Origin of the sequence: Rossellomorea sp. RS05 (genome assembly GCF_039822645.1) — a bacterium.
GTDB lineage: Bacteria > Bacillota > Bacilli > Bacillales > Bacillaceae_B > Rossellomorea > Rossellomorea marisflavi_B.
In genome coordinates, this window is sequence record NZ_JBDKWY010000016.1 from 26,946 (window position 1) to 38,212 (window position 11,267).

Consider the following 11,267-nt stretch of genomic DNA (forward strand, 5'->3'; position numbering starts at 1 on the left):
GCCAAACACGGAGGAATGAACCATGTCAGAAGTAAACAACTGTCCACGCTGTAACGCGCTATTCATGAAATCCCGCTTCCGCGAAGTGTGTGAAGCATGCCATAAAGCAGAAGAAACTCTATTCGATACCGTCATCCGTTTCCTGAAAAAACGGGAAAACCGGGCCGCGTCCATCGCACGAGTCGTTGACGTCACTGGCGTAGAGGAAGAACTCCTTCATACTTGGGTACGAAAAGGCCGCATCCAGTCAAGACAATTCCCGAATATGGGCTACCCCTGCGACCGCTGCGGCAAGATCATCCACAGCGCACGGATTTGCGAAGGGTGCCAAACGTCCCTCATCCAAGATCTCAAACAGCATGAAACGGATGAACAATGGAAGCAATCCCTCAAGGAATCAGGCCATACGTACTACACCCGCAGAAAGGAAAAATGAACCATATCCTATCACTAAACAAACCTCCCAATCATCCGATATACTTACTATAAGACTCGGAAAGAATGGAAAAAGGAGGTAGACGGATTTGAAGATTAATCAGATCGGGAACTACAATATCCAAGCATATAAGCAACAACAAAACAAAGCTGACCAACCTGTCAAAGGGGGAAGCGCTCCTTCGGATAAGGTGGAAATTTCTTCACGGGCTAAAGAGATGCAGGAAGTGTCCAAATTGGAAAACGATCGCCAAGTGAAAGTAGATTCATTAAAAGAACAGGTACAGAGCGGAAACTATACGATCCAGGCAGGAGCCATCGCCAAAAGCCTGAAGCAATTCTATCACGGAGAATAATAGAGAAGGGGATTACCATGTCACTCAATGCCTTAACCACAACATTAGACAGACTCCATAAACTGCATATGAGCCTCCTCGACCTCTCCAAACGAAAAACCACCATCATCAAGGCGAGTGAGATGGACCAATTGGATGGCGTATTAAAAGATGAACAACGACATCTTGCCGCTATTCAGACGGTAGAGAATGATCGTCAAATTCATTCCAAGCAATATGCTGAATCGAATGGTCGATCATTTGATGAGCCCCCGACCCTTTTACAGTGCATGGAAACGGCTCCCGAAGAAGAGAAAGAAACACTCTCGGATTGGCACGGAAAACTAACGGCCGTCATCGCTGAGTTGAAAGAGCAAAATGAACTCAATCAAAAGCTTGTCTATCAATCTCTTCAATTTTTGAATATGAGCTTGTCGGCCCTGCAGCCGAAAGAAAATCAGACCAACTATACAAGACCGAACGATGACAATAAAGTCCCGGCGCCAGGCCGGTCTTTGTTTGATTCCAAAGCATAGATCAGAAACGGAGGCATCAAGATGCGATCCACATTCATGGGCCTTGAAACAGCCAAACGGGGCATGTACACCCAGCAGGGGGCCCTTTACACGACCGGACACAATATTTCGAATGCCAACACACCGGGCTATTCCCGGCAACGCGTCAACTTCAACCCTACGGAAGCTTTCCCATCCCCGGGCTTTAACAGTCCCAGGATTCCCGGACAACTCGGTACAGGCGTCGAAGCGGGTTCAATCCAGCGCGTAAGGGACTCCTTCCTTGACCTTCAATACCGCAATGAAAATAATAAACTCGGATACTGGGAAAACAAGATGGAATCCATGCAGAAGATGGAAGAAATTATGAACGAGCCTTCCGAATCTGGATTGTCTAGTACGATGGACTCTTTCTGGAAGTCCCTGCAGGATTTGGCGAGTGATACATCGAATACCGGCGCACGTTCCGTTGTCATCCAACGCGGAAAAGCCGTGGCAGAAACCTTTAACTATTTGTCCACATCACTGACAAGCGTCAGAAAAGACCTTCAAAATGAACTGGCCGTGACTGAAAAGCAAATCAATTCCCTCACAAGGCAGATCGATCAAGTGAACAAGCAGATTGCTGAAGTAGAACCACACGGCTATCTTCCGAATGATCTCTACGATGAGCGTGATCGCCTATTGGATCAACTCTCAACCCTTGTGCCAATCAAGACAAGCTATCAGTCGAATGGAGGAGCTTCCTCTGCAATAGCAGAAGGCTCGGTATCTGTGAGTCTCGTTGGCAAGGATGGAGATTTCGCCATCAAACTGGTAGATAAAGCCGGTGTGAATGAACTCTCCCTTTCGACCAAAGGACCGCAAGAATCAGTCGACTCCGTGAAAATCGGAAATCAAACCCTGGACATCAACAGCTTCCTTAGCCAAGGGGAAGGAAAACTTCGTGGTTTGATCGATTCGTATGGGTATACGAATAAAGATGGAAAAGCTACGGGATCCTATGTGGCCATGATTGACGAACTTGATAATATGGCCTACGTATTTGCGAAGGCATTCAATGAACAGCATCAGCAAGGTCTTACAGTCGCGCAGATGGAAGATCCGAACTTCGATCCTGAAAACTTTGAGTCGACTACGCCGAAATTCTTCAAGGACGGCAAAGCTCCTGATGCTGACCTTGCGGATATTAGTAAAGAAGGCTTCGCCCAGCGGATCCAGATTGCCGATGAAATGAGCAACCCTGATAACATCGCCACAGCCGGAATCGGAAATCCGACAGCGGGAGACACATCCAACATTCAAAAGCTGGCCGACCTGATCACAACTACCAAACTTCCATACGGCGAAAAGGAATCTTCTTTCCAAGGCCACTTTGAATCTGTCATCGGTAAAATGGCGGTTGAATCCCAGGAGTCCGTCAAGCTCACAAAGAACTCAAACGTCCTGCGTTCCTCCGTCGACGAACGCCGCATGTCCGTAAGCGGTGTTTCCCTTGATGAAGAAATGACGGATATGATCAAATTCCAGCACGCCTACAACGCCTCTGCCCGGATGATCACCCTACAGGACGAAATGCTCGACAAAATCATCAACGGAATGGGAACCGTTGGAAGATAAGCAGGTGAATGAACCATGCGCGTAACCCAAAGCATGCTGACCAACAACTCAATGAGGAATCTTAGCTCCTCTTACAGCCGGATGGGCCAGCTCCAGGATCAGCTCTCCACCGGTAAAAAGATCACCCGTCCCTCAGACGATCCAGTCGTCGCTATGAAGGGGATGTTCTACCGCTCCAATGTGAGTGGGGTGGAGCAGTACAAGCGGAATCTGTCTGAACTCTATTTGTGGATGGACAATTCGGAGGCAGGGTTAGAACAAGGCAACCAAGGGCTTCAACGTGTCCGGGAGCTAGTTCTCCAAGGAAAGAATGGAACCCTTTCAGAAGATGATAAGAAAGCCGTAGCTGCTGAAATCGGTCAAATCAAGCAGGATATGATCACCATTGCCGAAACGAAAGTCGGCAGTCGCTATATCTATCACGGGACAGATGTGAATAAGTCTCCAATCAAGGACAAAGCACCAGCAGATGGCAGTGCGCCACAGGTTGCTGATAATCTTGGGAATGCAGCCATCGGTGATTATATTGTAGAGGTGTCCCCTGGAGTTACCTTGAAGGCGAACGTCACGCCGGGTAAAGTTTTTAATCAGGAGATGTTTGATACGCTCCATTCCATTCAGAAAGCGTTTGAGTCGAATGATGATACGGACCTAGATGGCATGCTGAATAAGCTGGACAGTGTCATTGAAAAACTATCGTCGGAACGATCCGACCTAGGAGCTCGCTATAATCGTTTAGAAATGGTCGATGACCGTCTTTCTCAACAAGAAACGATGGCAAAGCGCATCATGTCTGATAATGAAGACGCTGAAATCGAGCGGGTCATCACTGATTTGAAATCACAAGAAAGCGTCCACCGTGCAGCACTCAGTGTCGGGGCAAGAATCATGCAGCCGACCTTGATGGACTTTTTACGATAAGTTAAATAAAGGGACCGACCATCCGCGGTCGGTCCCTTTTACCATAGAGAGGTGAACAGGATGAATGTCCCGCAAATCCGTATCCAATCAACGAATGCCGCGATATCTATTGAGACCACTCCCGGCCAATTCGATATGCAGCAACCAAATGCCACTGTAGATATCCAGCAGCCGCAAGCTAAGATGGATATTGAGCGAACTCCGTCCAAACTAACCATCGATCAATCAGAAGCCAGGGCCGATATGGATCTAAAATCGATCCGCAGGCGGATTGAAGACTTTGCGAATCAAGGCTATCAGGACTGGCTCGAGGGCATGGCGCGCGTCTCGGGGGACGGCGATGAGCTCATGATGATCGAAAACGGTGGAAATGCCTTGGCCGAACAGGCGGACCGCAACAGTGCGAGTCCGATTTATGACTTTAATATAGGCTTCATCCCATCGGCCGGCAGCGTCAAAATCGGGTACGATCCGGGAAGCGTAAGGGTGAACATTGAGCCCCAACGGGTCATCAACAATACCCGGACGAATAAACCGATCGTTGACTTCACTCCTGCCAAGGTAAACATCGGTATGCAGAGATATGCGGACCTCAAAATCGACTGGGTCGCACCAGGTGAAAATCTAAACAAAGGAATGTGACACATGAACATCCAAACAACCTATCACGGCAACATCACTGTCAATGACGAAGAACTACTTTCATTCATAAAAGGTATACCCGGCTTCCATGATGAAAAACAATTTGCCTTGCTTCCCCTTGAAGGAAATGAATGGTTTCAAGTCCTCCAGTCCACCTCGACGCCAGACCTTGCTTTCATCACGACAAATCCGTTCCTCTTTTTCCCTGAATATGATTTCGAACTTGATGGGGCAAGTCTAGATCAACTTGGTAATCCAACAACAGAAGATATTCAAGTCCTCGCAATCCTGACAGTAAAAGACCCGTTCAAGGAATCGACAGCCAACCTCCAAGGACCGATCATCATAAACACAGCGAACAAAAGCGGGAAGCAAATCATCTTAACCGACATGAACTACCGCACCCAACACCAAATCCTGGCGCAGCCAGCTGGAAAGAAGGGGTGACCCCATGCTCGTACTCACCAGGAAAACCGGCGAAAGCATCCAAATCGGAGACAACATTGAAATCAAAGTCGTCTCGATCCAAGGAGACCAAATCAAACTAGCGATCGATGCTCCTAAACACATAGACATCCACCGCAAGGAAGTCTATCTATCCATTCAAGAACAAAACACGGAAGCCTCAAAAGGTATCCAAAACCTACTTAACCTCCTCCCGAAAAACGAATAAAAAGTTTTTTCAAAACGACTAAACACCCAGGAAAAACGACCGATACTACTTATGTAAGCCAAAGAGGAAAGGGCGGCCGACCTCTTCCTCCCCGGCAAACCAAAACCAAACAGTTCACAAGGACGTGAACTTACTTTCAAGGAGGAAACAACACAATGAGAATCAATCACAATATCGCTGCATTGAACACGCACCGTCAATTGAACAGTGCTTCAAATGCACAATCTAAATCAATGGAAAAACTATCTTCAGGTCTTCGTATCAACCGTGCAGGAGACGACGCTGCAGGACTAGCAATCTCTGAGAAAATGCGTGGACAGATTCGTGGGTTGGATATGGCATCCAAAAACTCTCAAGATGCTATCTCAATGATTCAAACTGCGGAAGGTGCTCTTAATGAGACTCATTCTATCTTGCAACGAGTTCGTGAACTAGCCGTTCAATCTGCTAACGATACAAATAACAATAACGATCGTGCTGAAATTCAAAAAGAGGTTTCACAGCTACTCACTGAAGTTGACCGTATTGGTAATGATACGGAATTCAATACTAAAAAACTACTTAATGGTGGGCTTGGTGGAACAGTAGATCAAACGCCAGCTAACACAACAGTCTTGGCTGTTGGCGGTGTAGCATCTGCTTCTACAACGGGTGCTGCTGCCGGTACTTATACAATCACTAGTGGTGCTGCTGGTAAGTTAACAATTTCTGATGGTACTAAGACTCAAACAATTGACAATGCTGCCGGTGCTCAGACGCTTAACTTCTCAGACTTTGGCATCGAGATTAAAACTAATTCCAACTATGCGGCAGATGCTGCAGTAGGTGATGTAGTGGTTACTGCTGGATCAGCTAACTTCCAAATTGGAGCTAATGAAGGGCAAAATATTAATCTTAGTATCTCTGACATGAGATCAGCTGCGCTGGATATTAATGCTGTTGATGTTTCTACTAAAGCTGGTGCAGATGCTGCAATTACTACTGTACAGACAGCAATTGATACAGTATCTTCCGAACGTTCTAAGTTGGGTGCTTATCAAAACCGTTTAGAACATACAATTAATAATCTTAGTACTTCTTCCGAAAACTTAACTGCCGCAGAATCACGTGTTCGCGACGTAGATTATACTTTAGCTGCCTAAGTAGCAACAAGTACAGTCGTCCTGACTGGTAACGGTCAGTGATTATGATTGGGTGAATTGCTGGAAACCCCTTAGAGCTCTTCTTGCCACAGCGTAGTTGGAAACGACAGGCGCGATGGCTATGAGAAAAGAAGAGATTGGGCAATCAGCAGCCAAGCTCCTGTGGGGAAACCCTGGAGAAGGTTCAACGACTAGGATAGACCATCTAAAAGCTTTGCTCATGATGATGAAATCCGTAGGTGAGACAGTGTCCATCAGCACTGAGGATCCGAAGTGCCCAACCCCTTCTAGTAAGGGTGAAGATATAGTCTGGTCATTTATGAAAGTAAATGTTCGCACGATGGCGAAAGAAATGATGGAACAAACGAAGAATTCAATCCTTTCACAAGCAGCTCAAGCTATGCTTGCGCAAGCAAACCAACAGCCACAAGGTGTGCTTCAACTTCTTCGTTAATCTTATGTTTAAAGGGGTCCTGGTCTCAGGGCCTCTTTTTTATGTCTCCTAGTTCATCAAAAAACATAGATTTACTAATTGTCCCGTGTTTAATCCCGTAATATTCTTCAGGATTAAACTAAGCTCCAAATTATTTGGTTTTATCACAATTAGGTATGGTTTTAGTTCTTGAGTTGAGAGCTATTCTACTGTATTTAAAAACACGTTTTAATAAAATCTCTCCCTTTTAATCTCATCGTAAAGGGCTGTGAGAATAGATAGTTATTAGTAGGGTGCTTCAATTTTAGTAATGAGGGTAGGTAAATCGTCGTTCTCTTGGAAGCGGCAACGCTGGGTTTAATAGTATTGAAACGTATTAGCTTGCGGTGCATTCCTGGGATTAAATAAGGAGTGATCAGATGAAGAAAATAGAGGATCTGAAATTGGTCGTACAATAGTAATCGGTTTTGACCGTCCAGAGCGAAGTGCAGATTGAATCTATTACAGAGAAGGTTTAGTAAAAATTGGTTTTCTGCATGAGAAAAACTCTCTGTAGATAATATGATCTTGCAAGGAATTTCATTTTCTTTTTTCGAGTGGCCATCATCCTGATATCACCATGCCAAAGCAAAAGTATCAAGATGCCTGCTGATATAATCATGTGGAAGACTTTTTTTGTTGTCAGGGTACCAAATCGATCGAAGGGTTGGAATTAGAGGGTTGGATTTGGACTGAACATAGTATGACTCTGAGAATCCCTTCTTAATTCTTGGATCCATTGATCTTTTGTAGGCAGGGGGAGATAAGGGTATATATGGATTTAAAGAGTGATAGCAATAAAACCATCATTCCTTATCTTTGGCAGCATGATTGAAAGTGAATCGTGGCTTCCTTCCCGCTTGTTGTGTGATGGATCCATCGCCTAATAGCTTACCGCACAGCATTGAATGAATAGAAGTCAAAATCATCTCACCCTTCATTAATAGAACGTATGTTCCTATAACATAATAGTAACCCCCTTATTAGTGAACTTGCAAGAAAGACTAAACTTTCTCTCGGAAATGACCGATATTATTTCTATAATAACCAGGAGGGTTTCAGGCTATGGCAGGTGGAACAATTGGGATACACACTCAACAAAAAGTAAGCAATTACATGAATGAGTTGATACAGAATGTAAGGGTAGAGGAAAAGCAGTCCGCACCAATAGAGAAACCTGTTTCAGAAACATCCGTAAAGATTGCTTTGAACGGTATGACCGAGTTTGTATCTTCGTCTAATACTCATCTGAAGTTTGAATATCATGACCGACTCAATGAGTATTACGTAACGATCGTGGATGATGTTACTCAAGAGATAGTCAAAGAGATTCCCGCAAAAAAATTCTTGGATATGCATGCAGATATGGCTGAGTTTATGGGATTAGTAGTAGATAAGAAAGCGTAAAGGAAGGAAGTGTAGTTCTTGGCGAATATGAGAGTGGGCGGACTCGCCAGCGGTATGGATACCGATAAAATCATCAGTGACTTGATGAAGGCAGAGCGAATGCCTTTAGATAAATTGAATCAAAAGAAGCAGTACCTCGAATGGCAGCGTGATGACTACCGCGAAATGAATAGCCAAATGCTCAATTTCAGTAATATGATCTTTGATGGTGTCATGAGACAAGCTACTTACATCCAAAAGACTGTGAATATTTCTAACCCGAATGACATTTCAATTAAGAACCTGGCATCAACTTCCGACTTCAATGGAACCATCAAAGTTGAGAAACTGGCAACTTCTGCAACTATGTATGGTCAGCAAGTAGATGCAGGTTTTGACCCAAAGAAAAAACTAAGCGACTCCTTGCAATTAACAGGTCAACAAACCATTAAAGTGAAGGCTATTAATGCAGATGGTACAATGCCGGATAAATTCACGGAGATTGCATTCGACCCAACGGCAGAAACAATGGAAAGCCTCCTTTCGAAAATCAACTCGAAAACCGGGGTCACCATGTTTTTTGATGAAAAGACGAAACAGATGTCTGTGATGAGTAAAAATAGTGGGAGTGGGGGTTCTGAAGCTGAAATTCAGCTGGAAGGAGATTTCTTCGGGAAAATGGGCCTTGATGCTACGAATGTAATGGCAAAAGATGCAGGAAGAGGATCGGTTGGAGAAAACGCCATTTTCACCTATAACGGCATGAAGATAGAGCGATCTTCCAACACCTTCGTTATTAACGGAGTAGAAATAACCCTGAAGAATGCCTCCAACACGAACGTAACCTTCTCTTCGGCACCAGACGTGGATAAAATCATGGAATCCATCGTCAAGTTTGTAGATGAATACAACAAACTGATCGAAAAGGTCAACGGCGAAGTGAACAAATCGAAGTTCCGTGACTTTCAGCCTCTAACATCTGAACAGAAGAAGGATATGTCGGAAGATGAAATTAAGCTGTGGGAAGAAAAAGCCCGGAGCGGAACTCTCCGCAATGATTCAGTCCTCACATCTGGATTGAACAAAATGCGTACAGATCTATATACATCGGTCTCTGGTGGGAGCAAGGATGTTAATCAGCTTACACAAATAGGAATCAAAACGTCTAGTAACTACCTTGACCGAGGGAAGTTAATCATAGATGAATCCAAGCTCAAAGAAGCCATCTCAAAAGATCCTAATGCCATCTACCAACTTTTTGCAAAAGATGGTTCCTCTTCAGCTGAGCAAGGGATTGCACGTCGCATGAGGGAATCTCTCAAAACAACAATGACGAATGTGGAAAAAAAGGCAGGTAAATCATCAGCCGTCAATGATACATTTTCAATCGGAAAGTTACTAAAAAACATGGATACGCAAATTACGCGATTTGAAGAACGTATGAAACAAGTCGAAACCCGTTACTGGAGCCAATTTACGGCTATGGAGAAAGCGGTACAACGAGCAAATTCCCAGTCTGCTTATCTCATGCAACAGTTCTCATAATTGAAATAAAGGAGTGTCACCATGGCCATCAACAACCCATATGCCGCCTACCAGAATAACTCGGTTAACACAGCGGCGCCAGGGGAACTCACCCTCATGCTCTACAATGGCTGCCTGAAGTTTCTTCACATTGCAAAACAAGCCATAAACGAAAAAAACATTGAATTGAAAAACACCAATATCCAAAAGTCTCAAGCGATTATTCACGAACTTATGGTCACATTGGATACAAATGTCGAAGTCTCTAAGAATCTCCTGTCATTATATGAATACATCAGTCACAGACTGACTGAAGCCAATATCAAAAATGACCTGTCCATCTTGGAAGAAGTAGAAGGCTATGTCACCGATTTCCGCAATACATGGAAACAAGTAATCCAAATGAACCGCCAAAAGCAATACGCTGGCCAGAGTGGACAAGCATAATGAGTGCTGTCCTTGAATGCCACGGCATTACGAAACAGCTGAAAGCCATCTTGGAGGGGGAAGAGGATCGTGAGTCTAAGATTAATTCCATCGATACCCTTCTAGTGGAAAGAGAGCAGCTTCTGCCCTCAATCACTCCACCGTACTCTTTAGAGGAACAGCGTATGGGACGAGAAATCGTACTATGGAACAAACAGATTGATCAAAAGCTGGCAGGTTTGAAGATCGATATAAAGCGGGATATGAATGGCGTAAGTAAAACCAAAACGACGGTTCAGAGATACACCAATCCATATGAATCAATGCAAACGGATGGTATGTTTTACGATAAGCGGAATTAGACCTCTCATAATTGGGAGGTTTTTTTCGTTTCATTTGGAGGATTTTGTGAGAGATTGTTGAATACAGACTCTAACTAATATTGTGAGGAGCAAGATATGCCAAGATAAAAAAGAATTTGGATACCTAGTGGTACCTATCAAATTACTGCAAGAGGCAACCGGAAAAGCAACCTATTCAGAGATAAGAAGGACTACCAGCATTACATGGTAAACCTGCAAAAAGCTCTTCAACGCTACCCCACAACTCTTCACGCGTATTGCCTCATGCCGAACCACCTTCACCTCATCCTCGGCACAATCAACCATACCCCAACTGAGTTCATTCACTATCTACACTCCGTCTATGCACGCTACTTCAACCACCGCTATGAATACGTTGGTCACCTGTTTCAAGGGAGATTCTACTCAAAACAGATCCGCAATCCCAAACAACTCCTCGATACCAGTGCCTATGTTCACCTCAACCCCGTAAAAGCAAACTATAGTAAACGACCAGAAGATTACCTGTGGAGTAGCTATCCGGCTTTCCTCACCCCAACCGATCCATCAATCATACACACGGATAAAATCCTGTCCCTACTGGGAGAGGACCCTCATCGTAAATATCAACTATTTGTAGAAACTCGCCGGAAAATAAATGAATGGAACATTTAACAAAGGACTTAGATACGCTTTGAGTGAGCCTGGCACCGAATGAAATGATGGTGCCAGGCACAAAAAGGCTAAAAGGTGCCAGGCACAAAAAGGCTAAAAGGTGCCAGGCACAAAAAGGCTAAAAGGTGCCAGGCACAAAAAGGCTAAAAGGTGCCAGGCA

14 protein-coding genes and 2 pseudogenes are annotated in these 11,267 nt (G+C 44.5%); 15 read left to right on the top strand and 1 reads right to left on the bottom strand.

Annotated features, from left to right (window positions below; genetic code table 11):
- Positions 1-22: 22 nt before the first annotated feature.
- From ABJ225_RS21850 to ABJ225_RS21895, 10 genes and pseudogenes are all read left to right on the top strand, one after another.
- Complete coding sequence (locus ABJ225_RS21850) at positions 23-436, top strand: TIGR03826 family flagellar region protein (RefSeq protein WP_079515471.1); 414 nt, start codon at positions 23-25, stop codon at positions 434-436.
- Between the two features lie 88 nt (positions 437-524).
- Positions 525-791, top strand: coding sequence for a flagellar biosynthesis anti-sigma factor FlgM (flgM, locus tag ABJ225_RS21855; protein ID WP_063190619.1), 267 nt, complete (start codon positions 525-527; stop codon positions 789-791).
- A 17-nt stretch (positions 792-808) separates the two neighbouring features.
- Positions 809-1,306: a flagellar protein FlgN gene (locus ABJ225_RS21860; RefSeq protein ID WP_347321598.1), complete on the top strand. Its 498-nt coding sequence runs from the start codon at positions 809-811 to the stop codon at positions 1,304-1,306.
- Positions 1,307-1,327: 21 nt separating this feature from the next.
- Entirely contained in the window at positions 1,328-2,905 is a 1,578-nt protein-coding gene (flgK, locus tag ABJ225_RS21865; protein ID WP_347321599.1) for a flagellar hook-associated protein FlgK, read from the top strand.
- Positions 2,906-2,920: 15 nt separating this feature from the next.
- On the top strand, positions 2,921-3,826 hold the full coding sequence (gene flgL, locus ABJ225_RS21870; protein ID WP_317950431.1) for a flagellar hook-associated protein FlgL: 906 nt from the start codon (positions 2,921-2,923) through the stop codon (positions 3,824-3,826).
- Positions 3,827-3,886: 60 nt separating this feature from the next.
- Complete coding sequence (locus ABJ225_RS21875; RefSeq protein WP_053429067.1) at positions 3,887-4,468, top strand: DUF6470 family protein; 582 nt, start codon at positions 3,887-3,889, stop codon at positions 4,466-4,468.
- A 3-nt stretch (positions 4,469-4,471) separates the two neighbouring features.
- On the top strand, positions 4,472-4,915 hold the full coding sequence (fliW, locus tag ABJ225_RS21880) for a flagellar assembly protein FliW (RefSeq protein ID WP_347321600.1): 444 nt from the start codon (positions 4,472-4,474) through the stop codon (positions 4,913-4,915).
- Between the two features lie 4 nt (positions 4,916-4,919).
- Positions 4,920-5,141 carry a carbon storage regulator CsrA gene (gene csrA / locus ABJ225_RS21885; protein ID WP_347321601.1) on the top strand — a complete coding sequence of 74 codons (222 nt, stop codon included), beginning with the start codon at positions 4,920-4,922 and terminating at the stop codon, positions 5,139-5,141.
- A gap of 155 nt (positions 5,142-5,296) precedes the next feature.
- Positions 5,297-6,283: a flagellin N-terminal helical domain-containing protein gene (locus ABJ225_RS21890; RefSeq protein ID WP_347321602.1), complete on the top strand. Its 987-nt coding sequence runs from the start codon at positions 5,297-5,299 to the stop codon at positions 6,281-6,283.
- A 337-nt stretch (positions 6,284-6,620) separates the two neighbouring features.
- Positions 6,621-6,737: pseudogene (locus ABJ225_RS21895) on the top strand (flagellin); the annotation flags it as partial.
- Between the two features lie 194 nt (positions 6,738-6,931).
- On the opposite strand, the pseudogene ABJ225_RS22440 reads toward ABJ225_RS21895, so the two are convergent.
- Positions 6,932-7,318 (bottom strand): annotated as a pseudogene (locus tag ABJ225_RS22440) (hypothetical protein); the annotation flags it as partial.
- 502 nt (positions 7,319-7,820) lie between these two features.
- Between ABJ225_RS22440 and flaG the strand changes: the two are divergent.
- The 5 genes from flaG to ABJ225_RS21920 all read left to right on the top strand — a co-directional run bounded on the left by flaG (position 7,821) and on the right by ABJ225_RS21920 (position 11,107).
- The gene (gene flaG, locus ABJ225_RS21900; RefSeq protein ID WP_347321603.1) at positions 7,821-8,162 is read left to right on the top strand and encodes a flagellar protein FlaG; all 342 of its coding nucleotides are present in this window, start codon (positions 7,821-7,823) and stop codon (positions 8,160-8,162) included.
- A gap of 27 nt (positions 8,163-8,189) precedes the next feature.
- A complete protein-coding gene (locus ABJ225_RS21905; protein WP_347321607.1) occupies positions 8,190-9,686 on the top strand; it encodes a flagellar hook-associated protein 2 in 1,497 nt (498 codons plus the stop codon).
- 21 nt (positions 9,687-9,707) lie between these two features.
- Positions 9,708-10,112: a flagellar export chaperone FliS gene (fliS, locus tag ABJ225_RS21910; protein WP_347321604.1), complete on the top strand. Its 405-nt coding sequence runs from the start codon at positions 9,708-9,710 to the stop codon at positions 10,110-10,112.
- A complete protein-coding gene (fliT, locus tag ABJ225_RS21915; protein WP_347321605.1) occupies positions 10,112-10,453 on the top strand; it encodes a flagellar protein FliT in 342 nt (113 codons plus the stop codon). Before fliS ends, fliT begins: the two co-directional genes overlap by 1 nt.
- Before the next feature lie 120 nt (positions 10,454-10,573).
- Positions 10,574-11,107, top strand: coding sequence for an REP-associated tyrosine transposase (locus ABJ225_RS21920; protein ID WP_481900646.1), 534 nt, complete (start codon positions 10,574-10,576; stop codon positions 11,105-11,107).
- Positions 11,108-11,267 lie beyond the last annotated feature (160 nt).